Annotated in this window: 24 protein-coding genes; 17 read left to right on the top strand and 7 right to left on the bottom strand. The window is 71.6% G+C overall.

The window, feature by feature from the left end:
• Positions 1-4: 4 nt before the first annotated feature.
• Entirely contained in the window at positions 5-697 is a 693-nt protein-coding gene (locus AC3CF1_RS14255; protein ID WP_488450638.1) for a TetR/AcrR family transcriptional regulator, read from the bottom strand.
• Positions 698-798: 101 nt separating this feature from the next.
• On the opposite strand from AC3CF1_RS14255, the gene AC3CF1_RS14250 reads away from it, so the two are divergent.
• From AC3CF1_RS14250 to AC3CF1_RS14240, 3 genes are all read left to right on the top strand, one after another.
• Positions 799-1,917 (top strand): FAD-dependent oxidoreductase, encoded by a 1,119-nt coding sequence (locus AC3CF1_RS14250; RefSeq protein WP_488450637.1) that lies wholly within the window; start codon positions 799-801, stop codon positions 1,915-1,917.
• A 127-nt stretch (positions 1,918-2,044) separates the two neighbouring features.
• On the top strand, positions 2,045-2,710 hold the full coding sequence (locus AC3CF1_RS14245) for a hypothetical protein (protein ID WP_488450636.1): 666 nt from the start codon (positions 2,045-2,047) through the stop codon (positions 2,708-2,710).
• Positions 2,703-4,865, top strand: a complete 2,163-nt coding sequence (locus AC3CF1_RS14240; protein WP_354982394.1) for a bifunctional polysaccharide deacetylase/glycosyltransferase family 2 protein — start codon at positions 2,703-2,705, stop codon at positions 4,863-4,865. The genes AC3CF1_RS14245 and AC3CF1_RS14240 overlap by 8 nt, the downstream gene beginning before the upstream one ends.
• A gap of 80 nt (positions 4,866-4,945) precedes the next feature.
• Here the strand turns inward: AC3CF1_RS14240 and AC3CF1_RS14235 are convergent, their stop codons facing one another.
• Both AC3CF1_RS14235 and AC3CF1_RS14230 read right to left on the bottom strand, forming a co-directional pair.
• Positions 4,946-5,125: a DUF6104 family protein gene (locus AC3CF1_RS14235; RefSeq protein WP_088949992.1), complete on the bottom strand. Its 180-nt coding sequence runs from the start codon at positions 5,123-5,125 to the stop codon at positions 4,946-4,948.
• Positions 5,126-5,239: 114 nt separating this feature from the next.
• A complete protein-coding gene (locus tag AC3CF1_RS14230) occupies positions 5,240-8,998 on the bottom strand; it encodes a multifunctional oxoglutarate decarboxylase/oxoglutarate dehydrogenase thiamine pyrophosphate-binding subunit/dihydrolipoyllysine-residue succinyltransferase subunit (RefSeq protein ID WP_354982393.1) in 3,759 nt (1,252 codons plus the stop codon).
• A gap of 280 nt (positions 8,999-9,278) precedes the next feature.
• Here AC3CF1_RS14230 and AC3CF1_RS14225 point away from each other — a divergent pair, with 280 nt between their 5' ends.
• Together AC3CF1_RS14225 and AC3CF1_RS14220 are read left to right on the top strand one after the other, a co-directional pair.
• A complete protein-coding gene (locus tag AC3CF1_RS14225) occupies positions 9,279-9,617 on the top strand; it encodes a hypothetical protein (RefSeq protein ID WP_088949990.1) in 339 nt (112 codons plus the stop codon).
• Positions 9,614-10,009, top strand: a complete 396-nt coding sequence (locus AC3CF1_RS14220) for a hypothetical protein (protein ID WP_354982391.1) — start codon at positions 9,614-9,616, stop codon at positions 10,007-10,009. The genes AC3CF1_RS14225 and AC3CF1_RS14220 overlap by 4 nt, the downstream gene beginning before the upstream one ends.
• 57 nt (positions 10,010-10,066) lie before the next feature.
• Here AC3CF1_RS14220 and AC3CF1_RS14215 read toward each other — a convergent pair whose 3' ends face one another.
• The 3 genes from AC3CF1_RS14215 to AC3CF1_RS14205 all read right to left on the bottom strand — a co-directional run bounded on the left by AC3CF1_RS14215 (position 10,067) and on the right by AC3CF1_RS14205 (position 12,612).
• Positions 10,067-10,891 carry an ABC transporter permease gene (locus AC3CF1_RS14215; protein WP_354982390.1) on the bottom strand — a complete coding sequence of 275 codons (825 nt, stop codon included), beginning with the start codon at positions 10,889-10,891 and terminating at the stop codon, positions 10,067-10,069.
• Complete coding sequence (locus AC3CF1_RS14210; RefSeq protein ID WP_354982389.1) at positions 10,888-11,823, bottom strand: ABC transporter ATP-binding protein; 936 nt, start codon at positions 11,821-11,823, stop codon at positions 10,888-10,890. Before AC3CF1_RS14210 ends, AC3CF1_RS14215 begins: the two co-directional genes overlap by 4 nt.
• A 141-nt stretch (positions 11,824-11,964) precedes the next feature.
• The gene (locus AC3CF1_RS14205; protein ID WP_354982388.1) at positions 11,965-12,612 is read right to left on the bottom strand and encodes a hypothetical protein; all 648 of its coding nucleotides are present in this window, start codon (positions 12,610-12,612) and stop codon (positions 11,965-11,967) included.
• 158 nt (positions 12,613-12,770) lie between these two features.
• On the opposite strand from AC3CF1_RS14205, the gene AC3CF1_RS14200 reads away from it, so the two are divergent.
• The 9 genes from AC3CF1_RS14200 (at position 12,771) to AC3CF1_RS14160 (ending at position 22,117) form a co-directional block, all read left to right on the top strand.
• Complete coding sequence (locus AC3CF1_RS14200; RefSeq protein ID WP_488450635.1) at positions 12,771-13,565, top strand: GNAT family N-acetyltransferase; 795 nt, start codon at positions 12,771-12,773, stop codon at positions 13,563-13,565.
• Positions 13,562-14,503 (top strand): lysophospholipid acyltransferase family protein, encoded by a 942-nt coding sequence (locus tag AC3CF1_RS14195; RefSeq protein ID WP_488450634.1) that lies wholly within the window; start codon positions 13,562-13,564, stop codon positions 14,501-14,503. Before AC3CF1_RS14200 ends, AC3CF1_RS14195 begins: the two co-directional genes overlap by 4 nt.
• Positions 14,504-14,644: 141 nt before the next feature.
• Complete coding sequence (locus AC3CF1_RS14190; RefSeq protein ID WP_354982385.1) at positions 14,645-15,469, top strand: DUF4097 family beta strand repeat-containing protein; 825 nt, start codon at positions 14,645-14,647, stop codon at positions 15,467-15,469.
• Positions 15,466-16,077 carry a PadR family transcriptional regulator gene (locus AC3CF1_RS14185; protein WP_488450633.1) on the top strand — a complete coding sequence of 204 codons (612 nt, stop codon included), beginning with the start codon at positions 15,466-15,468 and terminating at the stop codon, positions 16,075-16,077. Before AC3CF1_RS14190 ends, AC3CF1_RS14185 begins: the two co-directional genes overlap by 4 nt.
• A gap of 86 nt (positions 16,078-16,163) precedes the next feature.
• The gene (locus AC3CF1_RS14180) at positions 16,164-16,865 is read left to right on the top strand and encodes a response regulator transcription factor (RefSeq protein WP_030336721.1); all 702 of its coding nucleotides are present in this window, start codon (positions 16,164-16,166) and stop codon (positions 16,863-16,865) included.
• The gene (locus AC3CF1_RS14175; protein WP_488450632.1) at positions 16,862-18,424 is read left to right on the top strand and encodes a sensor histidine kinase; all 1,563 of its coding nucleotides are present in this window, start codon (positions 16,862-16,864) and stop codon (positions 18,422-18,424) included. The genes AC3CF1_RS14180 and AC3CF1_RS14175 overlap by 4 nt, the downstream gene beginning before the upstream one ends.
• Positions 18,425-18,486: 62 nt before the next feature.
• Positions 18,487-20,049, top strand: a complete 1,563-nt coding sequence (locus AC3CF1_RS14170; protein WP_354982382.1) for a trypsin-like peptidase domain-containing protein — start codon at positions 18,487-18,489, stop codon at positions 20,047-20,049.
• A gap of 183 nt (positions 20,050-20,232) precedes the next feature.
• Positions 20,233-20,904 (top strand): BON domain-containing protein, encoded by a 672-nt coding sequence (locus tag AC3CF1_RS14165; RefSeq protein ID WP_488450631.1) that lies wholly within the window; start codon positions 20,233-20,235, stop codon positions 20,902-20,904.
• Positions 20,905-21,061: 157 nt separating this feature from the next.
• Entirely contained in the window at positions 21,062-22,117 is a 1,056-nt protein-coding gene (locus AC3CF1_RS14160) for a glycosyltransferase family 4 protein (protein WP_488452080.1), read from the top strand.
• 27 nt (positions 22,118-22,144) lie between these two features.
• Here AC3CF1_RS14160 and AC3CF1_RS14155 read toward each other — a convergent pair whose 3' ends face one another.
• On the bottom strand, positions 22,145-23,569 hold the full coding sequence (locus AC3CF1_RS14155) for a serine/threonine-protein kinase (protein ID WP_488450630.1): 1,425 nt from the start codon (positions 23,567-23,569) through the stop codon (positions 22,145-22,147).
• A 166-nt stretch (positions 23,570-23,735) separates the two neighbouring features.
• Here AC3CF1_RS14155 and AC3CF1_RS14150 point away from each other — a divergent pair, with 166 nt between their 5' ends.
• The 3 genes from AC3CF1_RS14150 to cutA all read left to right on the top strand — a co-directional run bounded on the left by AC3CF1_RS14150 (position 23,736) and on the right by cutA (position 25,977).
• On the top strand, positions 23,736-24,569 hold the full coding sequence (locus AC3CF1_RS14150) for a patatin-like phospholipase family protein (protein ID WP_088949977.1): 834 nt from the start codon (positions 23,736-23,738) through the stop codon (positions 24,567-24,569).
• Positions 24,569-25,573: a 1-acyl-sn-glycerol-3-phosphate acyltransferase gene (locus tag AC3CF1_RS14145; protein WP_488450629.1), complete on the top strand. Its 1,005-nt coding sequence runs from the start codon at positions 24,569-24,571 to the stop codon at positions 25,571-25,573. Before AC3CF1_RS14150 ends, AC3CF1_RS14145 begins: the two co-directional genes overlap by 1 nt.
• Positions 25,574-25,656: 83 nt before the next feature.
• Positions 25,657-25,977 (top strand): divalent-cation tolerance protein CutA, encoded by a 321-nt coding sequence (gene cutA / locus AC3CF1_RS14140; protein ID WP_354982378.1) that lies wholly within the window; start codon positions 25,657-25,659, stop codon positions 25,975-25,977.
• Positions 25,978-25,997: the final 20 nt, after the last annotated feature.

The following is a 25,997-nucleotide window of genomic DNA, read 5'->3' as shown; positions in this document are numbered from 1 at the left end:
GTGGTCATTTCTGGCGCAGGGCTGCGATGCCGGCCAGGAAGATGTCGATGCCGGCCAGGAACTGCTCACGGTCGTCATGTTCGCGTAGCTGAGTCACCGTAGCGTGCACGAACGGGTACCTGGCGGGGTCCAGTTGCGCCCACTGCGCGGCGGTGGTGTTGAGGAACGCCTGCCGGTCCGCGTCGCTGCCAGTGAGGTGTCGGGCGTTCGCGGCGTTCTGCACGGCGACGCCGAGGACATAGTTCACGAGCGTCCCGGCCGCGTCGAAGCGCGCGTCCTCGGGGACGGCGAGCGCGTCCAGCAGCCTGCCGATGCTCTCGTAGAAGTCCAACAGCGCGGGCCGCCACGGTTGCCGGGAGAGTTCCGCACCGACCCAGGGGTGGGTGTGGATCGCGTCGAACAGGCCCTGGGCGAGGAGGCGGAGGGTGCCTCGCGGGCCTGCGGCGGTGGCCGTGCCGGACAGGACGCGGGTGATGACGTCGTCGGTGGCGGCCGCGAGCAGGTCGCCCTTGTCCGCGACGTGGTGGTAGATCGCGCCGTAGCCGGTCTTCAGGCGAACGGTGAGCGCACGCAGCGTCAGGGCGCTCTCGCCGTCGCTGTCCAGGATCTCGATCGCGGTCTGGATGATCAGCTCCCTGGACAGGCTGTCCGTGCGCCGCCGGGACTGCGCGGATCCGTTCGCCGTTCTCTTTGCCATGCCCTAGTGTCGCACCCGTTGGATCGCCGCTCCAATAGCGTGTTAACGTCGTTTTGGAGCGGCAATCCAACAGGGTTGCCCAACAGGTCTGGAGGACCACCATGACGACACCGGTCACGATCATCGGAGCGGGTCTGGGCGGCCTGGTGCTGGCCCGCGTGCTGCACCTGCGCGGCGTCCCGTGCACGGTCTACGAGGCGGAGACGTCCCCGACGACGCGCGCCCAGGGCGGCCTGCTGGACATCCGCGACTACAACGGCCAACCGGCGCTGGAGATGGCGGGCCTGGCCGGGGAGTTCCGCAAACTCATCCTGGACGGGCGTCAGGCGATGCGGATCCTGGACCGGCGCAGGACCCTCCTGCTCGACGTGCCCGACGACGGTACGGGTGGCAGCCCCGAGGTGCAGCGCGGTGAACTGCGGCAGATGTTGCTCGACTCACTTCCCGCCGGCACCGTCCGCTGGGGCCACAAGGTCAGCGGCGTCCGGACCCTCGGTGAGTGCCGCCACGAGGTGTCCTTCGCCGACGGCGCTGCCGTCGTCACGAACCTGCTGGTCGGCGCGGACGGCGCCTGGTCCCGGGTCCGACCGTTCCTCTCCGACGCGACACCCGAATACACCGGCTTCTCCTTCATCGAGACCCACCTGTTCGACGGGGATGCCCGGCACCCGACCAGCGCGGAAACCGTCGGCGGCGGAGCGATGATGGTGCTGGAGCCGGGCAAGGGAATCCTGGCCCACCGGGAGCGCGACGGGAACCTGCACACCTGGGTGATGCTCGCCAGGCCGCAGGACTGGTTCGCCACCATCGACTTCACCGACCCCGACGTCGCCGCCGCTCGGATCGTGCAGGAGTTCGACGGCTGGGCGCCTGAGCTCACCGCTCTGGTCACCGACGGCGAGACCCCACCGGTCCTGCGCCACATCTTCACCCTGCCCGCCGAGCACCGGTGGGACCGGACGCCCGGGGTGACCCTGCTCGGCGACGCCGCACACCTGGCGGCCCCCAACGGCGAAGGTGCCAACCTGGCCCTGTTGGACGGCGCAGAACTGGGCGAGGCCATCGCCGCGTACCCCGACGACGTGGAGACGGCGCTCGCCGAATACGAGCAGGCAATGTTCGTGCGTAGCGTCGGGGCGAACGCCGAGGGCCCCGACCTTGAGGACATGCTGGGCGACGGCACACCCCACAAGCTGATCAACGCCTTCATCGGAGGCTGACACTGACTCGTCCGGCTGCCGGGCAGGGTGGTCGCGGCGACCCGGCGCGGCCCGACGGTGCGGTCGGCGTCTCATTCAGTGAGCCATCGTCAGAGCTGAGAAAAATTCACGCTTAGACTCCCACCCCATGACCACCCGGGGCTTGAGCAGCGACGATACGCCGACCGGGAAGCTGACGCCGGCAGGCATGGCCGACGGTTCCCGGGCCCTCCCGGCGGCACCGCTCGACGAGCCCACCATGGTGGTCAACCGTTCCGACGACCCCACCGCGCTGATCGCCGCCGTGCCCCAACCGCCTCCGGTCTTCGTCGACCCCAGCGGCCGACGCCGCTCCCGCCTGCGCTGGCTCGCGTACGTCGTCGGTCTGCTGGGCCTGACCTACACCGGGCTGGTGGCCGTCAGCTTCGCCGGCGGCATGGTGGAGCCGCACACGGTGCTCCCCTTCCTGGACGAGGTCGAGCAATCCGAACGGCCCCAGTCGCCGCAGGCCGAGGCGGTCACCGCCATCCCCGAGCCCTCGACAGCCGTCCCCCGTACGCCGGCGGCCACGGTCGCACCCACCGTCGCCCCGGCTCCCCGTTCGCCGGCCCCCACACGGTCACCGAGCGCCACCCGCCCGGCGAGCGGTGACCCCGCCGGCGTGCCGACCTCGCCCAGCCCGGGGCGGACCACCTCGGCGGCTCCGACACCCGCAGACTCACCCTCGACCGAGGACCCGCCGCCCCCGCCCGAGGAAACCATCGACATCGAGCCCGGCGGTTCCCCCACCGACGGACTCCCCGCCGATGGCTGAGCCGGCGATCACGGCCCGCCGCCGCCGGGCCGTACCGCCACCGCGCTGGGTCCTGCTCGGCATGCTTCTGGCGGTCCTGACCGGCGTGCTCCTGGTCAACGCGTACACCAACGCCTCCTTCACCCCGGACCACCAGCACAGCAACCAGGGGCAACGCGAGGTCCCCACCTCGGTGGTGAACGGGGGGCCGATCATCAGCGCCAACAGCGAGCAGGTCCGCTCCTACCGCCTGCCGGAACGGACCATCGCGCTCACCTTCGACGACGGCCCCGACCCGGTCTGGACCCCCGAGGTTCTGCGCGTCCTGGACGCCCACCAGGTCAAGGGCACGTTCTTCGTGCTGGGTTCGCAGGTCGCCCGGCACCCCGACATGGCCCGCAACCTGGTCGAGGGCCGCCACGAGCTCGGCGTGCACACGTTCACCCACCCCGACCTCAGCGAGCTGTCCGGATGGCGGCGAGACCTGGAGTACGCCCAGACCCAGCTCGCCCTCGCCGCCGTCACCGGCGTGCGCACCTCACTGGTCCGGTTTCCGTACTCCTCGCATGCCGACGCGATCGACAACCAGGACTGGCCGGTGCTGATCGCCGCCGGTGACCTCGGGTACCTGACCGTGCTCAACGACACCGACAGCCAGGACTGGGCGCTGCCCGGCGTCGACAGGATCGTCGAGAACGCCACCCCGGACGGTGCCTCGGGCGCGATCACCCTCTGGCACGACGCCGGCGGCGACCGCGCACAGACCGTCGCCGCCCTCGACCGCTTCATCCCCATGATGAAGGAAAGGGGATACCGCTTCGTCACCGCGACCGAGGGACTGAACCTCGCCTTCGCCGCCGCCGGTGTCGACCACCGGGCGGAATCCGGTGCCGCAGCCACCGCGGGGGACCGCTGGCGGGGCCGGATGCTGGTCTGGGCGGTACGGGGCGCCGACCACGTGCTGAGCGTGTTCGGGATCCTCTTCGTGCTCGTCGGGGTGCTCACGCTGGGGCGTACCGCCGTGCTGTTCCTGCTCGCCGGGCGACACGCCCGGCGCCGTCGGGCCGGGGACTGGACGTGGGGGCCGCCGGTCACAGCGCCGGTGTCGGTGATCGTCCCGGCGTACAACGAAAAGGAGGGGATCGCCGCGGCGGTCCGTTCACTCGCCGGCGGCGACCATCCCGGCGGAATCGAGGTGGTCGTCGTCGACGACGGCTCCACCGACGGGACCGCGGACATCGTCGACGCCCTCCGCCTGCCCAATGTCCGGGTGGTGCGCAAGCCCAACGGTGGCAAACCCAGCGCGTTGAACACCGGCGTGGCGCTTGCCCGGCACGACCTGATCGTCATGGTCGACGGGGACACCGTTTTCGAACCCGACGCCGTCCGCCGGCTCGTGCAGCCCTTCGCCGACCCGCAGGTGGGCGCGGTGGCAGGCAACGTGAAGGTCGGCAACCGGCGCAGTCTGATCGCCAAGTGGCAGCACATCGAGTACGTGATCGGATTCAACCTGGACCGGCGCCTCTACGAGACGCTGCGCTGCATGCCGACGGTGCCAGGGGCGATCGGTGGTTTCCGGCGGCAGGCGCTGCGGTACGCCGGGGGAATGACCGATGACACCCTGGCCGAGGACACCGACGTCACCATGGCGCTCGGCCGGGCCGGCTGGAAGGTCGTCTACGAGGAGACGGCCCGAGCCTGGACCGAGGCGCCGACGAGCATCGGCCAGCTCTGGAAGCAGCGCTACCGGTGGAGCTACGGCACCATGCAGGCGATGTGGAAGCATCGCCGCTCCGTGTTCGACAGGGGTGCGTCGGGCCGGTTCACCCGGCGTTGCCTGTTCTTCCTCAGCCTCTTCGGCGTGCTGTTGCCGCTGCTAGCGCCGGTGATCGACCTGCTGGCCCTGTACGGCCTCTTCTTCCTCGACCGGACCGCCACGGCGGTGGCCTGGCTGGTCATGCTCGGCGTGCAGCTGGTCACCGCGGTGGTGGCGTTCCGGCTGGACCGGGAGAAGCTGGGCGTGCTGTGGGTGTTGCCGCTCCAGCAGTTCGTCTACCGGCAGTTGATGTATCTGGTGATGATCCAGGCCGTGGTCACCGCGTTGACCGGCGGCCGGCTGGGCTGGCAGAAACTGCGACGCACCGGCCTGGAGCCGGTCGCCTCCCGTACCGGCTGACCGGCAGGCGCCGGCCAGCCGCCAGCGGCCAGCGGCCCGTCAGATGCCCAGCCGGGCGGCGCTTCCCGGCACCGGGTGGCTCAGTCCTCGTCGATGTCGTCGAGCCGGGCCAGCCAGGTGGCGAACCGCTCGATCGGCGTCTCGAAGTCGGGGTTGAGGTCGACGAAGTCGCGCAGCCGCTCGCCCAGCCACTCCAGGGTCACCTGCTCATCGCCCCGGCGCTCGACCAGCTCCTCGATGCCACGGTCGGTGAAGTACATGGGTACGTCCTCTTACTCGGCCCGGCAGGGCCGGGCGGGTGGTCAGGTGGACCGACGGAGCCGGGGCAGGACCGTGGTGAACGGCCCTGCCCCGGCTCTCGCGGTGCGGTCAGGTCACGGGCGGGGGAGAGCCGCCTCGATCAGCGCGTTCTGCTCGACCTCGTGGGTCTTGGCCGAGCCGACCGCCGGGGCGGCCGCGGCCGGGCGGGAGATCCGCCGCAGCCGGACGTCCGTGAGGTGCTCCAGCAGGTTGAGCGCGACGAACGACCAGGCACCCTGGTTGGCCGGCTCCTCCTGCACCCAGGCGAAGTCCTCCGCGTTCGGGAACTGCGCGAGGGCGGCCCGGATCTCCTCCACCGGCAGCGGATAGAGCTGCTCGATCCGGAGGATCGCGGTGTCGGTGACGCCGCGCTCCTGCCGGGCCTGGAACAGGTCGTAGTAGACCTTGCCCGAGCAGAGCAGCACCCGCTTCACCGCCTCCGGTGCCGGGGCGGCCGTGTCGCGCAGCACCGGCTGGAAGGTGCCGGTGGTGAAGTCCTCCACCGACGAGACGCAGAGCTTGTGCCGCAGCAGCGACTTCGGCGTGAACACCACCAGCGGCTTGCGCTTGGGCGACAGTGCCTGGCGGCGCAGCAGGTGGAAGTAGTTCGCCGGGGTCGTCGGGATGGACACCCGCATGTTGTCCTCGGCGCACATCTGCAGGAACCGCTCCGGCCGGCCGGAGGTGTGGTCCGGGCCCTGGCCCTCGTGGCCGTGCGGCAGCAGCAGGGTGACGGCGGAGCGCTGGCCCCACTTCACCTCGCCGGACGAGATGAACTCGTCGATCACCGACTGGGCGCCGTTGACGAAGTCACCGAACTGGGCCTCCCAGGCGACCAGCGCGTTGATGTTCTCCACCGAGTAGCCGTACTCGAAGCCCATCGCCGCGTACTCGCTGAGCAGCGAGTCGTGCACGAAGAACCGGGAGCGCTCGCCGTCGCCGGTGAGCGACTTGAGTGGCAGATAGTCCTCGCCGGTACGGGAGTCGACCACCGAAGCGTGCCGCTGGACGAACGTGCCGCGACGCGAGTCCTGGCCGGCCAGCCGGACCGTGACCCCGTCGTGCAGCAGCGCACCGAGCGCGATGATCTCGCCGAAGCCCCAGTCGATGTTGCCCTCGACGGACATCTTCGCCCGCCGGTCCAGCAGTTGCTGGATCCGCTTGTGCGGGGTGAAACCCTCCGGCAGGTTGATGTGCGCCTCGCCGACCGCCTTGACCACTGACGCGTCGGTGGCTGTGTCGACCTGCGGCTCCGGCTCCTCCTCGCGGCGCGGCCGGTTGAGCTGGCGCGGTGCCGCCGCTGCGTCCCGGGTGGCCTTGAAGACCTTCTCCAGCTGCGCCTGGTAGTCGCGCAGCAGCTCTTCCGCGTCCTCCACGGTGATGTCGCCGCGGCCGATCAGCTCCTCGGTGTAGAGCTTGCGGACCGAGCGCTTCGAGTCAATGATCTTGTACATCTGGGGGTTGGACATCGACGGGTCGTCGCCCTCGTTGTGCCCGCGCCGCCGGTAGCAGACCATGTCGATCACGACGTCCTTGTTGAACGTCTGCCGGTATTCGAAGGCCAGCCGGGCCACCCGGACCACGGCCTCCGGGTCGTCGCCGTTGACGTGGAAGATCGGCGCCTGGATCATCCGCGCCACGTCGGTGCTGTAGAGGCTGGACCGGCTGTATTCCGGGGCGGTGGTGAAGCCGACCTGGTTGTTGACCACCACGTGCACGGTGCCGCCGGTGCGGTAGCCGCGCAGCTGCGACAGGTTGAGCGTCTCGGCGACCACGCCCTGCCCGGCGAACGCTGCGTCACCGTGCACCGCCAGCGGCAGCACTGTGTAACCCTCGAGCTTGAGGTCGATCCGGTCCTGCTTGGCCCGGACGATGCCCTCCAGCACCGGGTCCACGGCCTCCAGGTGCGACGGGTTGGCCACCACCGACACCTTGACCGAGTGCTCGCCGTCGGGAGTGGTGAACTTGCCGTTCTGACCCAGGTGGTATTTCACGTCGCCGGAGCCCTGCGTCGAGCGCGGGTCCAGGTGGCCCTCGAACTCCGAGAAGATCTTCTCGTACGGCTTGCCGACGATGTTCGCCAGCACGTTGAGCCGACCCCGGTGGGCCATGCCGATGACGACCTCGTCCAGGCCGTTCTCGGCCGAGGACTCCAGCACCTCACCGAGCAGCGGGATGAGCGATTCGCCGCCCTCCAGCGAGAAGCGCTTCTGGCCGACGTACTTGGTCTGCAGGAAGGTCTCGAACGCCTCGGCGGCGTTCAGCCGGTTGAGCACGTGCTTCTGCTCGTCGGCGGCCGGCTTCTCGTACTTGCGCTCGATCCGCTCCTGGACCCAGCGACGCTCCTCTGGGTCCTGGATGTGCATGTACTCGATGCCGACCCGGCGGCAGTATGAGTCGCGCAGCACGCCGAGGATCTCGCGCAGCTTCATCCGCTGCCGGCCGGCGAAGCCGTTGACCGGGAACTCGCGGTCGAGGTCCCACAGGGTGAGCCCGTGCTGGAGGACGTCCAGGTCGGGATGCTTGCGGATCTTGAATTCCAGCGGGTCGGTGTCGGCCATCAGGTGACCGCGCACCCGGTACGCGTGGATCAGCTCGTGCACCCGGGCGGTCTTGTTGATCTGACCCTCGGAGTTGACGGCGACGTCGCGCACCCAGCGCACCGGCTCGTACGGGATGCGCAGCGAGGTGAAGACCTGGTCGTAGAAACCGTGCTCACCCAGGATCAGCTCGTGCATCACCTTGAGGAACTCGCCGGACTGTGCGCCCTGGATGATCCGGTGGTCGTACGTGCTGGTCAGCGTGATGATCTTGCTGACGGCCAGCTCGGCCAGGGTGGTCTCGGACATGCCCTGGTAGGGGGCCGGGTATTCCATCGCGCCGACGCCGATGATCGCGCTCTGGCCCTGCATCAGCCGCGGCATCGAGTGCACGGTGCCGATGCCGCCCGGGTTGGTCAACGAGATCGTGGTGCCGGAGTAGTCCTCCATGGTCAGCTCGTTGCGCCGCGCCCGCCGGACCACGTCCTCGTACGCCTGCCAGAACTGCCGGAAGTCCATCGTCTCGCAGCCCTTGATGGAGGGGACCACCAGGTTGCGGCTGCCGTCCGGCTTGGCCAGGTCGATCGCGATGCCGAGGTTGACGTGCGCCGGCCGGAGCACGGCGGGCTTGCCGTTGGCCTCGGCGAAGGAGTTGTTCATCTCCGGGTGCTGGACCAGCGCCCGGACCAGCGCGTAACCGACCAGGTGGGTGAAGCTGACCTTGCCACCGCGCCCCCGGGCGAGGTGGTTGTTGATCACGATGCGGTTGTCGACCAGCAGCTTCGCCGGGACCGCGCGGACGCTGGTCGCGGTGGGCACGCTCAGCGAGGCGTCCATGTTCTGGACGATCTTCGCGGCGACGCCACGCAGCGGCGTGGTCTGCGGACCGTCAGTGGCCGGCGCGGCGGCCTTGGCGGCCGGCTTGGCCGGTGCGGCCTTCTCCGGTGCGGCCTTGGCCGTGGCCGCAGCGGCAGCGGGCTTGGCCGGTGCCGACTGCGCGGCGGCCGGCTTCGTGGCGGTCGCCGGCTTCGCCTTGGCGCTCGGCTGGCTCACCTCGGCGGCTGCCTCCGGCTGGCCGTCGGGCTCGGGAGCGGCGGCTGGCTTGTTCGACGACTCGGTGCCGCGCGGGGTGGCCGCTCCGGGCGCCGGGCGGTAGTCGGCGAAGAAGTCGTGCCAGGCCGAATCGACGCTCGTTGGGTCGGCGAGGTAACGCTGGTACATCTCCTCGACGATCCACTCATTCGGGCCGAAACCCGCTAGTGGGTTCTCCTGCGAAGTCTGCTGGGTCGACACGGCCGGTAATCGCCTCTTTCACGCGGGTTTGTGTGGCACGCGGTGTGTTCCTCCCGCCCGGTCAGGGGCACGGAGGGTACGGCTCCCAGGCTACGCCGTACCGATCCCGCAGGCATTTCCGCCTCGGTCCCGTGGCCGGTTTCACAGAAGATGCCAGAAGTTCACCAACCGCTGCGTGGTCGGCCGCCAACTGCTAGGTGGGCCGCCGGGAGCGTGACGGCAGGCAACTGAGTACGGATGCCGATGTCTCCGCGCCGCGATTCCGGTGAGGATCCTTCGCATGGATCACAACGGGGTACGGGGGCGCTACGGCCGGAGTGTGGCGGTGGCGTCCGGTTGGTACGTGACGGTCGGTGCGGCAGTGGCGGTAGGCCTGGCGAGTGTGCCGAGCCCGCCGCCGACGGACTGCTCGGCCTGGTTCAGTTGCCTGTCGCCGGGGGAGTCTCTGGCTCTGGTCATGCTGGTGTGGGGTGGGCCGGTGCTGGCCGGGTTGCTCGTCGTGACGGCGCTGGTGGCCGCGCTGGTCGTCCGGCTGGTGCCCTCGGCGGTGCTCGCCGGCACCCTGTCCGCCCTGGTCACCGTCACGATCTGCGCAGCCGTGTACGCGGGGCGCTCGTGAAGCGGCTCGGCCTCGGAGGGCTCTTCTTCGTCTGGTTGTACGGGGTGCCGTTCCTGCTCCTGGTGGGCCTGATCCGGCGCACCTCGAAGCCGTACGCGCCGACCCACGAGGCGGCGCAGGGGTTCGGCACCGGCACCGACGCCGTGCTGATCGCCGCTCTCCTGCTCAACGCGCTGCCGATCGTCGGGCTGTGGCTGGCGGGCGAGGCGGACTGGCGCCGGCACTTTCGCTGGGCGGTCGGCGGGATGGTGGTGGTGTATCTGATGGTCGTTCTGGTCGGCCGGATGGCCACCGGCGTCCTGATCGGCCACACGCCCGCCGACGACGAGCCCGCTCCGGCGGTCACCCAGTGCATTCCGCGCAGCGGCGGCCGGGGCTGCCCTGGAGGGTGAGCCTGGCCGGCGTTCCGGGGTGGCGGCCTGTGTCGGCGCCACCCCGGACCGGTCGACTCAGGAGATGTCGCGACGGCGCATCAGCAGCGAGCCGACCACGCCGGTGACCACCGCGTAGCCGATCAGCACGGCGGCGCCCGCCCAGCGCGGCGGGTTGCCGGGGATGTCCGCCCCGGTGACCATCAGCGACGAGGCCAGCGACGGCACCAGCAACTGGAGGTTGTTGATCCAGTCGCCCCAACGGTCGGCCAGGATGGCGATCACGAAGATGGCACCGATCGAGCCGCCCAGGTAGAGCAGGATGCCGGTCACGGTGGCGCCGATCTGGCTGCGGATCAGCACGCCGATGCCGACGCCGAACACCGCCCAGAGCAGGTACGCGAGCAGGTTCAACCCGATCGCCCGCCAGGCCGCGTCGTTGCCCAGTTGCGAGCCCAGCCCGATCGCGTTCAACACCGCCGAACCGGCGATCAGGTTGAACGCGGTGGTGACCAGCCAGAACAGCAGCGCCAGCACGCCGGCGGCGACCAGCTTGGCGCTCATCACCGCGGTGCGGTGCGGCTGGGTGAGGAACGTGGTGGTGACCGTCTGGTGGAAGAACTCACTGGTCACCACGATGATGCCGAGCAGCATCACGATGAGCAGCCCGAAGAACTGCCCGGTGGTGAACAGGTTCGACGAGAGTGCGTCCGCGCTGGACGCGGCCACCAGGGTGTCGGTCTGGTCGGCCGGCACCTCGCCGAGGTTGCCGTTGGTGAGGGTGTCGGCCTGCAACCAGTTGATCAGCAGGGTGAGCGCCCAGAGCGGCAGTGAGATGAGCGCGAAGACCCACCAGGTGTTGGTGGTACGGATCTTGAGCAGCTCGGATCGGACCAGGTTCATCGGATGCCCGCCTTTCCGGCCGTCAGCTCCAGGAAGACCCGTTCCAGGTCGGGCCGTTCGGTGGACAGTTCGTGCAGTTCCACCCCGGCGGCCAGGGCGGCCCGGCCGACAGTGGGTGCGTCGACCCCGGCGACCAGCAGGGTGCCGTGCTCGTCGGTGTCGACGGTGGCCGACTGCGCCTTCAGCGCGGCGGTCAGCGCCTCGGCCTGCGGGGTGCGGACCCGGACCAGGGCGCCCTGCGCCATCGACCCGAGGACCTGGTCGACCGGCCCCTGCCGGACGAGCTGACCGGCCGCGATGATCACCACGTCGTCGGCGAGCAACTGCATCTCCGACAGCAGGTGGCTGGAGACCAGGACGGTGCGGCCCTCGTGGGCGAGGTTCTTGAGGAACCCGCGCATCCACCGGATGCCCTCCGGGTCCAGCCCGTTGGCCGGCTCGTCGAGGATCAGCACCCGGGGGTCACCGAGCATCGCCGCGGCGATGCCGAGCCGCTGCTTCATGCCCAGCGAGTAACCCTTGAACTTGCGCTTCGCCGCCGGGCTCAGCCCGACCAGGGCCAACACCTCGTCGGCCCGCTGCTTCGGCAGCCCGGCCGCCGCGCAGATCACCCGCAGGTGGTTGATGCCGGTGCGGCCCTTGTGCGCGCTGGAGGCCTCCAGCACCGCGCCGACGTGCCGCAGCGGGTCGGCGAGGTCGGCGTACCGGTGGCCGCTGATGGTGGCCGTGCCGGCGGTGGGGGTGACCAGGTTCAGCAGCATGCGCAGCGTGGTGGTCTTGCCGGCGCCGTTCGGGCCGAGGAAGCCGGTCACCCGCCCCGGCGCCACGGTGAAGGACAGGTTGTTCACCGCCCGGACGCTCTTGTACTGCTTCGTCAGACCGGACACCACGATCTGACCGTCGCTGGTGGGGCTTCTCTGCCCGTCAGACATCGTTCTCCTCCCGTGTGTGGCGTCGAGGTACGCCGTGGCACAGCGTGACGGCCCGTGGCAACAAGGTCAATCAGGCGCGGTCGGTACGTTTGCCTCCGTCGCGGGGTGGAGGCGACTCATCCCTGGGGACTACGGCCGAGGTCAGCACGCGATCCAGGTCGCCCGGGCCGCGCCCAGCAGTGCGCCGTCCGGGCCGTACAGGCTGGTCCGCACGAGCGCCTTGCGTCCGTCGACGCCGAGCAGCTCGCCGGTCACCACGCACTCGTCGCCCGGTCCGGGTAGCGCCGTGACCACGGCGGCGATCCGGCCCAACAGGTACGGGCGACCGGGCGCGAGCACCGCCCAACCGCCGGGGCAGTCCAGCGCCGCCCAGACCGTGGCCTCGCTGACCTGCTCGGGTGCCCGGAACGGCGCCGCGGTCCGCCCATCGGGCAGCCGGCCAGGAAAGATCCGCAACCCGTCCGCCCGCTGCGGCCCACAGACGTAACAGCCGGGGAACGGATGCTCGACCAGGCCGGGGAAGTGGGCCGCCGCGGCCACCGCCGTGGCCAGGTCCACCGGGGGTACGACGGCATCGACGACCCCGGCCGGGCGCACCTCGGCCACCAGCTCGCCGGACGGGTCACGGACCGCACCGTCGACCAGCGTCAACTCGGTCTCCAGCGGTGGTGGCCGGCGCAGCGTCACCTCGACCGGTTCGCTGCCGCCGGCCTCGGTGGCGAACACTCCCGCGCTCCAGCCGCCGTTGCCGGAACCGGGGGGCCCGTTGTAGCGGGACTCGATGCGCATCGTCGACCTCCGGTGGGCGTGCCGGCGCCTTCGCCGGCCTGCCCGGGCAGCCTCGCACGGTCTTCGCGGGGTGCCGTCAGCGGTCTCGCCGGCCGGCGTTCACCCGATCGACACCGGTGGTCCCCGTGGATGGCAACCCGGGCACCTACACAGATCCCATGGCCGTTCTGCATGCCGCTGGCACATCCCTGAAGACCAGCGGATACACCCTGCTGATCGCCGACGACCCCACCCAGGTCGCGGCCGCGCAACGCCTGCGCCACGAGGTGTTCGCCACCGAGCTCGGCGCCACCCTCCTTCCCGGTGAGGCCGGATTGGACGTGGACCCCTTCGACGCGTACTGCGACCACCTGATCGTCCGCGAGGACAGCACCGGCGAGGTGGTCGGCACCTACCGGCTGCTACCGCCCGGACGCACCGACCAGCGGTACGCCGAGGAGGAGTTCGACCTCTCCGCGCTCGACCCGCTCCGCGACGACCTCGTCGAGGCAGGTCGGTCGTGCGTGCACCCGGACCACCGCTCGGGCGCGGTGATCAATCTGATGTGGGCCGGCATCACCCGGTACCTGCACCTGCGTGGCTCCCGCTGGCTCGGTGGCTGTGCCTCGGTGCCAGTGGCCGACGGTGGGCGGACGGTCGCCGAGGTGTGGAGCCAGGCCCAGGCCCGGCACCTGTCGCCGCCGCCGTTGCGGGTCCGCCCACGGCGACCCTGGTTCGCCGAGTCGGCCACGGCTCCCGGCCCGGCCGCCGCCGCGCCGGTGGCCGCTGTCGGACCGGCTCGGCGCGTCGTGGTGCCACCGCTGCTGCGGGGCTACCTCCGGCTCGGCGCGTGGATCTGCGGCGAGCCGGCGTACGACCCCGACTTCGGGTGCGCGGACTTCTACGTGCTCTTCTCCCTGGACCGGATGAACCCGCGCTACCTGCGCCACTTCCTGGGCGGAGAGCAGCGGTGACCATCGGGGCGCACGATCTGTGGCGGCCCTCCTCGGGCTGTGACGACGACTGCCTGCCGGCGGCCGGCGAGGTGCCCACGGTGCCGGTGGCCCGCCGGGTGCTGCGGTTGGTCGCCGCGACCGGAATGCTGGTCGCCGGGGTCGGCCTGGTGCTGCTGCTGCCCGTGCTTCCGACCCGGGAGCGGCAGGCGGCGGTACGCGGCTGGGCCCGGGCGACCACGCGGGCGTTCGGCGTCCGGCTGGTGATCCGGGGTCGGTTGCCCCGGCGGCGGGCGCTGCTGGTCGCCAACCACGTCTCCTGGCTGGACATCCTCGCGGTGTTGGCGGTCGCGCCCACCCGGATGGTCGCGAAGCGGGAGATCCGCTCCTGGCCGGTGGTCGGGCTGCTGGCCGCGGCGGCGGGCACGGTCTTCGTGGACCGGTCCCGGCCGCGGGCACTGCCGACGAGCGTCGGGCGGGTCGCCGAGACGCTGCGCGCCGGCCGGTCGGTGGCGGTCTTTCCGGAGGGTACGACCTGGTGCGCTGGTGACGGCGCTGCCGACTGCCGCCCGGGCGGCGGTTTCCGGCCGGCGATGTTCCAGGCGGCCATCGACGCGGGCAGCCCGGTGGTGCCGCTGCGGCTCGCCTACCGCTGCGAGGCCATCGGCTCCACCACCACGGCAACGGCCTTCCTCGGTGCGGACACCCTGCTGCGCTCGGTGGCCCGGGTGGTCGCGGCGCGGGACATCGTGGTGTCGGTGACGATCGCCGCCGCGCTGCACCCGGCCCGTGCTGCCGACCGGCGGTTGCTGGCCCGGGCGGCCGAGTCGGCCGTACACCTGCTGCCGGCAGGCGGCATGGCGCGGACCCGGCTGCGTCCGGTGCCCACGGTGACCCCGGCGGTCGCCGTGCCCGTGCCGGTGCAGGCGTCCGGCCGGGAGCTCGACCTGGCGGCCTGAGGGGAGCGGGGTCGCCGTTCGGCGACCCCGCCCGGCGCAGGGGCGATCAACACGCGACCTGTCTTGTGCTATCGCGATGTATCGCGTTACTGTCCTCCCTGTCAGGCGCGTGTCCGCGCGTCGTCGAAGGGGAGGAAACCCATGGCCGGATGGACGGTCGAGAGCCCGCAGCGGCTCACCGTGGACGGCCCGGTCACCCGGCTGGACGTCCGCCTGGTGAGCGGCCGGCTCAACGTGGTCGCCACCGACGGCCCGACCCGGATCGACGTCACCCAGGTCGGTCGCCGGCCGGTCCTGATCGACCACTCCGACGGCCGGCTCACGGTCCGTCAGGAGCGCGGCCACGGCTGGACGGACGTCCTGCGCTGGTTCCGGATGATCCACCGCTACCCCCGGGTGGACGTCTCGCTCGCCGTGCCCGCCGACGTCCTGGCCGACCTGGGGCTGGTCGCGGGCTCGGTGGTCGCCTCCGGTCTGCGCCGGCAGACCGCTGTGCACGTCACCGCCGGTCAGATCACCCTGATGGGCCTGCGCGGCAACACCTCCGCGACGATCACCTCCGGGCCGGTGGAGGCGCTCGGCGTCCGGGGCGACCTCACTCTGGAGACGGTCTCCGGGGAGGTGATCCTCGCCGACAGCGCCGCCGAGCGGGTGCGTGCGCAGACCGTCTCCGGGGCGATCACCTGCGACCTGGACAACCCCCGGCGCAGCGAGATCCGGTTGACCACCATCTCGGGCAGCATCACCGTCCGGGTCCGCGAGGACAGCGACCTCGCCGTCCAGATGCACACCGCCTCCGGCCGGATCACCAGCGGCTTTCCGCAGGTCCGCACCTCGACGTTCCCACTGCGCAGCAGCGAGGGAGTGCTCGGTGCCGGCGAAGGTAAGCTCTGGGCTTCCGCGACCTCGGGCAGCATCGCCCTGCTCGCCCGAGCGGTCGACAACGATTCCGAGGAGCTGCCGTGACCGCCGTGTTCAGCCACGGACGGCTCCGGCTCTATCTCCTCAAGCTCCTCGACGACGGCCCGAAGCACGGGTACGAGCTGATCCGCCTTCTGGAGGACCGGTTCCTCGGGCTCTACGCGCCCAGCGCCGGCACCATCTATCCCCGTCTGCAACGGCTGGAGGCCGAAGGGCTGGTCAGCCACACCGCTGCCGGCGGCCGCAAGACGTACGACATCACCGACGCCGGCCGTGCCGAGCTGCACCAGCGCGCCGGTGAGCTGACGGAGCTGGAATCGGACATCGCGGCCTCGGTGGCCGACCTCTCCAGCCTGGCCGGCGAGATCCGCAGCGAGGTGCGGGGGTCGGTACGCGACCTCAAGCGGGAGCTGAGCGAGGCCACCCGGCAGACCCGGCGTAACCGGTGGGAGGCCCCCGCGGCACCGCCCCGGCCGGCGCCTGCCGCCGGGCCGCAGGCCGCGCTGCTCGACGAACTCGACCAGCGGCTGGCCGCGTTCACCGCCGAGGTGGGCCGGCTCGTGCGCGCCCGACAGTTCAGCGAAACCCAGCTGAGCACCGCGATCCGGCTGCTCGACGGCGCCCTGGACGGGCTGCGCCGCCTGCTGCGCTGAGCAGGGTCAAGGGTCCGGCCACGACTCACAGGCATTTTCCAGGAACCATCCAGCGGCGGCGCAGTGACGTCACCGATGATGGGCCCATGCCCGCTACCCAGACCGAGGCGCGACTCCTCGTCGTCGAGGACGACCCCAACATCCTCGAACTGCTCTCCGCGAGCCTGCGGTTCGCGGGCTTCGACGTGGCCACCGCGACCAGTGGGAGCGCGGCGCTCAACGCCGCCAAGGACCACCGGCCCGACCTGGTGGTGCTCGACGTGATGCTTCCGGATCTCGACGGTTTCGAGGTCATCCGGATGCTCCGCGAGGGCGGCACGCGTACGCCTGTGGTCTTCCTGACCGCCCGGGACGCCACCGACGACAAGATCCGTGGGTTGACCCTGGGCGGCGACGACTACGTCACGAAGCCGTTCAGCCTGGAGGAGCTGACCGCCCGGATCCGCGCCGTGCTGCGCCGCACCACTACCGGCGAGCAGGCCCCGTCCCGGCTCACCTTCGCCGACCTGGAGTTGGACGAGGAGACCCACGAGGTGCACCGGGCCGGCCAGCGTGTCCAGCTCTCGCCGACGGAGTTCAAGCTGCTGCGCTACCTGATGCTCAACGCCAACCGGGTGCTGTCCAAGGCGCAGATCCTCGACCACGTCTGGAACTACGACTTCCGTGGTGACGACAACATCGTCGAGTCCTACATCTCCTACCTGCGACGCAAGGTCGACACCACCCAGCCCCGGCTGATCCACACCCTTCGCGGCGTCGGATACGTGCTGCGCAAGCCGGCGGCGTGAACCGGGTCCAGCAGGCGAAGGGGCGGGTCCGCAGCGTCCCGCTGCGGGTCAAGCTGGTCGCCTCGGTGCTCGCGCTGGTCTCCGGCGCCCTGGTGGTGATCAGCGTCTCGACCGCGTACTTCCTGCACAACTACCTGGTCGGCCAGATCGACCTGGAGCTGCGCGACTCGGCGAGCCGCATCCAGTCGATCATGCCGTCGTCGAACGTCGTCTCGCTGCCCAGCGACTACGTGGTCGTGCTGACCAGCCCGTCGACAGGCAAGGTGCAGGACTTCGCCTACGACACGTCCCGCTTCAAGACCGCGGATCTACCGCCCTGGCCGAGCGACGCGGCCGGGTTCGAAGCGCAGGAGAAGGCCCAGGATGGCAAGCCACGCACGGTCCGCGGGCGGGACAGTTCGGTGCGCTGGCGGATGTTCTACATCGAGCGGCCGGACGGCCAGATGGCGGCGATCGGCGAGCACCTGACCGACGTCGACTCCGCCGTCAGGCGGCTGGCCTGGATCGACCTGCTGGTCGGCGGTGCGGTGCTGATCATGTTGGCGTCGGTCGGCGCGGCGATCGTCCGGACCAGCCTCAAGCCGCTGGTGGAGATCGAGCGCACCGCCGCCGCGATCGCCGGTGGTGATCTGACCCGCCGGGTGCCCGACCCGGAGCAGGGCCAGGAGCATCCCACCTCCGAACTGGGTCGGCTGTCGCGCGCGCTGAACGCGATGCTCACCCAGATCGAGGCGGCGTTCACCGCCCGAGCCGCCTCAGAGACGTCGGCCCGCTGGGCCGAGAGCGCCGCCCGGGACGCCGCCGCCTCCGCCCAGGCGTCGGAGGCGCGGGCCCGGCGCTCCGAGGAGCGGATGCGGCAGTTCGTCGCGGACGCCTCGCACGAGCTGCGGACCCCGTTGACCACCATTCGCGGCTTCGCCGAGCTGTACCGGCAGGGTGCGGCGCGGGCACCGGAGCAGACCGCCGGCCTGCTGCGCCGGATCGAGGACGAGGCGGCCCGGATGGGGCTGCTGGTGGAGGACCTGCTGCTGCTGGCCCGCTTGGATCGGGAGCGGCCGCTGTCGCTGACCCCGGTGGAGCTGCCGGTGCTCGCCTCCGACGCCGTGCACGCCGCCCGGGCCATGGCCCCGGATCGGCGGATCGAGCTGGAGATCGAGCCGGACTCGGGCCCGCTCGTCGTGTCCGCCGACGACGCGCGGCTGCGCCAGGTGATCGGCAACCTGGTCACCAACGCGCTGACCCACACCCCGCCGGACGCCGAGATCCGCGTGCGGTTGCACAGCGAACCGGGCGGTTTCGCCGTGGTGGAGGTCGCCGACACCGGCCCGGGCCTCTCCCCGGAGCAGGCCGAACGGGTCTTCGAACGGTTCTACCGGGCCGACGCGGCACGGACGCGGCGAGCCGACGGCAACACCGGCACCGGGCTCGGCCTGGCCATCGTGGCGGCGCTCGTCGCCGCCCACCACGGCTCGGTCTCGGTGGCCGAGACGCCCGGTGGTGGCGCCACCTTCCGGGTCCGGATCCCGCTGCTGGCACAGACCGACGCGGCGGACGAGTGACTTTCAGCCAACTTCCAGGACGGTTCCAGGTTGATCGCAGTGCGGAGGGAGAAGGTAGTTCCATGACCGAGTTCGAGTCCGACCCGCAGCGCCGGCCGGCCCCCACCGACGCCGAGCCGTCGCACCCCACCGCCGAGCTGCCGCGTGACGAGCGCGCGCAGTCCGACTCCCCGACCACCCCCGTCCAGGTCGTCCCAACCGCCGGTGACGACACGGAGGCCACGGCCGTCACTTCCGCCGCGCCCGCCGCTCAGCCGGCCACCCCCCAGCTGACCGGGTACGAGCCGCCGGCGGCCACCCCGTCCGCGCCGCCGTACCCGGTCTCCGGCTACCCGGCGCCCGGCCAGCACGGCTACCCGCAGCCGAACGCCGGCCACCACCCCGGCGCGCCCTGGTACGCGGGCCAGCAGTCCGGCTGGGCGGGCGGGGGCCAGCCGGGCGCCTACCCGCAGCACCAGCAGCACACCCAGCACCTCGGCCAGCACGGCCAGCACCTCGGGCAGCAGCCGGGCCAGCCGGTCCCGCCGTGGGGTCCGCAGGTCGCGCCGCCCGGCAGTGGCCCCCGGCCGAGTCGGATCGCCAAGTTCGCCGGAGCGGGCGTCGCGGTGTTCGCCCTGATGCTCGGCTCGGGCGTCGCCGGCGGCGCCCTCGCCCTCGCCCTCGACGGGGACGGCGGCGGCATCACCCGCACCTACTCGGCGGCGCCGGTCATCAACAGCGCCGACCTCCCGAAGATCGCCGCTTCCGTGCAGGACAGCGTCGTCTCGATCACCACCGACAGCGGTGAGGGCTCCGGGGTGGTGCTCAGCGCCGACGGGTACGTGCTGACCAACAACCACGTGGTCGCCAACGCCGCCGGTGGCGCCGTACAGGTGATCTTCGCCGACGGCAAGAAGGCCGACGCGAAGGTCATCGGTACCGACCCGAAGACCGACCTGGCCGTGGTGAAGGCCAACGGGGTCAGCGACCTCAAGCCGGCCAAGTTCGGCGACAGCGACGCCATGCAGGTCGGCGACCAGGTGCTCGCCCTGGGCAGCCCGCTCGGCCTCCAGGGTTCGGTGACCTCCGGCATCCTCAGCGCCCGGGACCGCACCATCCGGGCCGGCGAGGGGCAGCCGCAGGACCCGAGCCAGCAGCAGAGCCAGGCCGTCAGCTCGATCTCCGGCCTGCTCCAGACCGACGCGCCGATCAACCCGGGCAACTCCGGCGGCGCGCTGGTCAACACCCGGGGCGAGGTGATCGGCGTCAACACCGCCATCGCCACCTCCGGGCAGAGCACCGGCAACATCGGCGTCGGTTTCGCCATCCCCAGCAACAAGGCCAAGGACGTCGCGGGCAAGCTCCAGCGTGGCGAGAAGGTCAGCCACCCGTCGCTCGGGGTGGGCGTCAACCAGGCCGAGGGCGGCGGCGCGCTCGTCGCGTCGGTCACCCCGGGCAGCCCAGCCGAGAAGGCCGGCCTCCAGCGTGGCGACGTCGTCACCCGCTTCGGCGACAAGCCGGTCAACGACTCGGACGACCTGGTCGGCGCGGTGCAGGCCGGCAAGGTCGGCGACCGGGTCGAGGTGCAGTTCAAGCGGAACGGCGCCGAGAAGTCGGTAACCGTGACGCTCGCCGAGACGTCCTGACGGACAACTGAACCTGCTTCCTCCCTCTGGCGGCGGGTGGCGGGGCCGAGGGGGTCGGCTCCGTCACCCGCCGCTTTTTTCCGCCCGGCGGCGGTTCACCCGGATCGGGTGAACCGCCGTCACCCCGGTTTCCGGCACGTTCGGCGGGCGAGTCTCGGCGAGGGGGAACCGGGGGTGGGTGCCATGACCGGGGTGGTGGATGTCCGCGAGGACCAGCGGATCCAACGCGACGTCCTGGCGCAGTTGGCCTGGGACGCCCAGCTGCAACCGAACGAGATCGGCGTGAGCGTCGACCAGGGAGTGGTCACCCTGACCGGCTTCGTGGACGGTGCCGCTCGCAGTTGGGCCGCGACCCGGTCCGCTCAGCGGGTCCGGGGCGTCCGGGCGGTGGCCGACGAGATCGAGGTGCGGCTGCCCGGTACGCCCGGGCGTACCGACGCCGAGGTTGCCCTCGCCGCGTCCCGGGCGTTGGAGTGGGACAGCTTCGTGCCCGCCGAGCGGCTGGACGTGACAGTGGCCAACGGCTGGCTGATGCTGCGCGGTGAGGTCGAGTTCGGCTGGCAGCGGCGCGCCGCCGAGGGGGAGTTGCGCCGGCTCGACGGCGTACGGGGTCTCACCAACCTGATCGAGGTGCGACCTCCGGCAGCAGCTGTCGCTGACAGGTTGCGACGGGACGTGCAGCGGGCACTGATGCGCACTCTCGGTGCGGAGCGGGTGACCGTCGAGGTGGACGGCGACACGCTCGTCCTCGCCGGGGTGGTCCGATCCTGGTGGGAACGCGAGCAGGTCGAGCGGGTGGCCTGGTCCGCCCCCGGAGTGCGGGCAGTCCACGACCAGATCCTGGTGGGCGGGTGAGCGTCCGCCTTGTCCGGTTTACCGGGGACGTCACTGGGAAATCGCCGCCGACCGTCCGGACCGGCGGTGACGCCGCACCGGGGATCAACGGGGAGGACTCGTGGCCGTGAACCACTCGCCAGCGGGCCGCCCGGAAGAGCGGTCGTTGCGCATCGCGATGGTGGTTCCACCCTGGTTGTCCGTGCCGCCACCCGGCTACGGCGGCCTCGAACAGGTCGTCGCCGCCCTTGTGGACGCGCTCTGCCGGCAGGGGCACGAGGTCACGTTGTTCGGTGCCGGTGACGACCACGGCACGGCCGCCCACGGCTTCGTCTCCACCGTCCCCGAGGTCCAGTACGAGCGGCTCGGCGAGTCACTGCCGGAGCTGGCTCACCTGGCCCGGGTGAATCGGCTGATCACCGCGGCCGACTTCGACGTCATCCACGACCACACCACGATCGGCCCGCTGGTCGCCGGCCGCCGGGCGGTGCCGACGGTCGCGACCGTGCACGGCAACCCCGTGGGGGAGTACGGGGACGTGCTCAGCGACATCGACTCCGGCGTCGCCCTGGTGGCGATCTCGCACACCCAACGTCGGCTGAACACCGAGCTGCCCTGGGCCGGCACTGTGCACAACGCGCTGGACATCCGCGGCTTTCCGCGTAAGACCAAACCCGGGACGGGACCGGTGCTGTGGCTGGCCCGCTTCAGCCCGGACAAGGGCCCCGAGGTCGCCATCCGGGCGTGCCGGGAGGCAGGGGTGCCCCTGCTGCTGGCCGGCAAGTGCAACGAGCCGGCCGAGCGCCGCTACTACGAGCAGGTCGTCGCGCCGCTGGTCGACGAGAACGTGACAGTCGTGCTCAACGCAGGCCGCGCGGAGACGCTGCGGATGCTCGTCGACGCCCGTTGCCTGATCATGCCGATCCAGTGGGACGAGCCGTTCGGCATGGTGATGCTGGAGGCGATGGCGACCGGTACACCGGTGGTCGCCCTCAACCGGGGGGCCGTGCCGGAGCTGGTCCGGCCCGGGCTGACCGGGCTGGTGTGTGAACGGCCGGAGGAACTGGCCGCGGCGGTGCTCGCGGCGGAGCGGCTAGACCCGGAGGACTGCGTGGCGCACGTGGCGGAGAACTTCTCGGTCGAGCGGATGGCGGACGGCTACGCGGCGATCTTCCGACGCTTCGCCACCGGCCGGTACGACATCCGCGAATCGGCCCGGGTCCCGGCCCGCTGACCCGCCCACCCCGGCCTGTCCGCGCGGTCAGACCTCGGCACCGCCCAGCTCCACAATGGCGGCGTCGAGCCGAGACGCGTACGCCGGACTGATGCCGCCCTCGCCGAGGCGGACCGCGACCTTCTCGCGCAGCCGGGCCACCGGTGGCGCCAGCTCGTCGCGGCCGGAGCTGACCGCGACGGTCAGGTTGCGCAGCTCGTTGCGCAGGTCGAGACCCACGTCGTCGCGGATCTCCCCGGCGCCCAGCCCGGCGCTGATCAGTCCGTCGACCCGGTTGGCGGCCTCGACGAGGGTGCCCGGATTCGAGGTGGGCGAGCCGGTGCTCGGCTTCGTCGGCGGCGGGGACGCGCTCGGCTGGGACGACGCGGGGACCGGCCTGTCGCTCGGCGGGGTGGTCGCCGGGGCGACCGAGGGCTGCGTCCGGGGTGTCGGCTCATCCTCGGGCAGAAGGGCCACTCCGGCCAGAATCACACCGACGGCCAGGACGAGCAGCAGCACCAGCCGTCGGCGTGACCAGCCCGAATCGGGGGCTGTCCCTCCCACCGCCGCTGGCACGGCGGCCGGCTGCGGCGGCAGGGGCTGGGTGGGCACCCGGATGGGCGCGGCCGGGGGATCGGGAGGCAGCAACTGGTCGCGCAGCACGGCGGCGACCTGCCGTGCGGTCGGCCGGTCGGCCGGGTTGCGGGCGAGGCTGCGCAGGCAGATCCGGGCCACCGGTGGGGGCAGGTCCGGCAGGTCGGCGAGCGTGGGCGGCGGGCCGTCGGCCAGCGCGGCGCTGAGTTGCTCCCAGGTGTCCGCCGGGTACGGGACCCGGCCGGTGAGGGCCTCGTGCAGCAGCACGCCGAGCGAGTACACGTCGGTGGACGGCTGGGCCGGCGCGCCGTCGAGGCGTTCCGGGGCGACGTACGCCGGCGTGCCGAACGTCTCGCCGTCCTCGTCCTCGTCGGGCGCGCCGATCCGGGTGGCGATGCCGAAGTCGAGCACCTTGACGCCCGTCGCGGTCATCATCACGTTGGCCGGGGTGACGTCCCGGTGCACGATGCCGAGCCGGTGCGCCGCGGCCAGCGCCTCCGCGACCTGGGCACCCACCTCGATCGCCTCGGCCCACGGCAGTGGCCCCTCGGTGAGCCGCAGCTCCAACTCCTCGCCGCTGAGCAGCTCCATCACCACGAACGAGGTGATCGAGCCGTCCGGGTCGACCGTCTCGCCGTAGTCGTGCACCGAGGTCAGATGCGGGTGCACCAACTGGGCGGCGGCCCGGGCCTCCTCGCGCACCATGCCCCGGAACCGCGCGTCGGCGGCCAGCGAGGGGGCGAGCACCTTGAGCGCGACGAGCCGGTCCAGCACCTCGTCCCGGGCACGCCAGATGACCGACATGCCGCCGGCGCCGATCTGGTCGAGAAGTCGGTATCTGCGAGCCAGTAACCGGCCCGGATGCAGTGCTGCCTTCACCGATCGCACCTGCCTCAGGGGTGGGAGCGGTATCAGGTTGCGCGAATGTCTCCGGCCTGTCAACGCCGTCATCGGTCAGCTGTCGACGGGCGGTGCCTGCCGTGCGCCGACCGCCCGGTGCCGGTGGCCGGCAGGTCGGCTGCGCGCCCGTGCCAGGATGAGAGGCATGGCGGCGGGACCTGTGGCATTCGTGCTCGGCGGCGGGGGCGTGCTCGGCGCGGTCGAGGTGGGCATGTTGCGGGCGCTGTTCCGCGCCGGCATCACACCCGACATGGTGCTCGGCACCTCGATCGGCGCGGTGAACGGCGCGCTGGTCGCCGCCGACCCGACGGAGGCGGTGACCGACCGGCTGGTCCGGCTCTGGGCCTCGCCGGAGGCCAGCGAGGTGTACGGCGACTCGGTCGCCCGGCAGTTGCGCCGCTTCGCCGCCCGTACCCACCTGCACTCTCGCCGGCCGCTGCGCCGGCTGCTGGAGACCGAGCTGGGCGTGGACACCACCTTCGCCGACCTGCGGGTGCCGTTCCGCTGCTGCGCCGCCCACATCGAGCGGGCGGCCGAGCACTGGTTCGACAGCGGCCCGGTGGTGCCGGCGGTGCTGGCGTCGGCGTCGGTGCCGGGTCTGCTCCCACCCATGGAGATCGACGGCGCGCACTACGTGGACGGGGGCATCGTCAACTCCATCCCCATCGGCGAGGCGGTGGCCGTCGGCGCCCGCCGGATCTACGTCCTCCAGGTGGGTCGGATCGAACGGGAGCTGACACCGCCCCGCCGGCCGTGGGAGATCGCGCAGGTCGCGTTCGAGATCTCCCGCCGGCACCGCTTCTTCCGGGAGATGGCGGCACTGCCCGAGGGGGTTGAGGTGCACGTCCTGCCGACCGGAGGGCTGAACCCCCGCGACGACACACCGTGGGCGTACCGGGACATGGCGGCGGTGGGGCGGCGGATCAGCCGGGCGTACACCGCCTCGCGGCGCTACCTCGCCACCCATCTGGAGCGATGATGCCGCTGCCCCCCAGGTGGCTGCGTCGGTTGCTGTTCGCCCCCGCCGTGGTGGCGCTCGCGTTCGTCGTGGTCACCACGTTGCCGATCTGGGCGCTGCTCGCCGCTGCCGTGTCCCCGCTGTTCCCGGGTCGGTTGCGTCCGCTGCGGCTGCTCTGGATCGGCTGCGTCTACCTGGTCTGGGATGCTGCCGCGCTGCTCGCGCTGTTCCTGCTCTGGGTCGTCTCCGGCTTCGGCTGGCGGACCCGGTCCCCGGCCTTCCAGCGCGCGCACTACGTGCTGGCCGGCTGGTTCCTGCGGGTGCTGTTCTGGCAGGCCCGCTGGGCCCTGCGGCTGCGCATCGACGTGGTGGGCACCGACCCGGACACGGCGCTGCCCGGCCGGCCCGAGGTGGTGCTCTGTCGGCACGCCGGGCCGGGCGACTCGTTCATCCTGATCCACGGGTTGGTCAACTGGTTCAACCGGGAGCCACGGATCGTCCTCAAGGACACCCTCCAGTGGGACCCGGCGATCGACGTGCTGCTCAACCGACTGCCCAACCGGTTCATCGCGCCGACGCCGGAGCGCGGCGAGGAGACCGTACGCCAGGTCGGGCACCTGGCCGCCGGCCTTGACGACAACGACGCGTTCGTGATCTTCCCTGAGGGCGGCAACTTCACCCCCAAGCGACGACTGCGTGCCATCGCCCGGCTGCGTTCCCTCGGGTTGGAACGGATGGCGCTGCGCGCCGAGCGGATGCGTCACGTGCTCGCCCCGCAGCCCGGCGGAATGCTCGCCGCGCTGGACGCCGCCCCGGACGCCGGGGTCATCTTCGTCGCCCACACCGGGTTGGACCGGATGCTAACCGTCGCCGATGTCTGGCGGGAACTGCCCATGGACAAGCGGATCGTGATGCGGTTCTGGTCGGTGCCACCGGAGGAGGTGCCGGCCGGGCGGCAGGAACGCATCGACTGGCTCTTCGACTGGTGGGCGCGGATCGATACCTGGATCGCGTCCAATCGGTGAGCGCGAGGAGTGCAGCGCAGCGGAGCCCCGCAGTCGCGATCGAAAGGCGGGCTCAGCACCACAATGCCGCGTAGGGTGCGGTCGTGGATCAGATCTGCGTGGTGACGACGGTGGTGGATGCGCGTTCGGTCGCCGACGTGCTGGCGGCTGCGGCCGTCGCCGGCAGGCTCGCCGCCTGCTCCCAGGTGGGTGGTCAGGTGGACAGCACCTACTGGTGGAGGTCCGGTGTGGAGACCAGCACCGAGTGGTCGGTGCAGTTCAAGACCGCACCCGACCGGCTCTCCGCGTTGGTGGACCAGATCCGGGTCAGTCATCCGTACGAGGTGCCGGAGATCCTGGTGTCCACTGTGGAGAGCGGCGACCCGGCGTACGCCACCTGGGTGCACGAGCACACGCGGCCCTGAGTACGCGCACTCTGTGCCGC

Source organism: Micromonospora sp. MGP-C2, from assembly GCF_057766525.1.
This window is presented reverse-complemented; position numbering and strand designations above follow the sequence as displayed.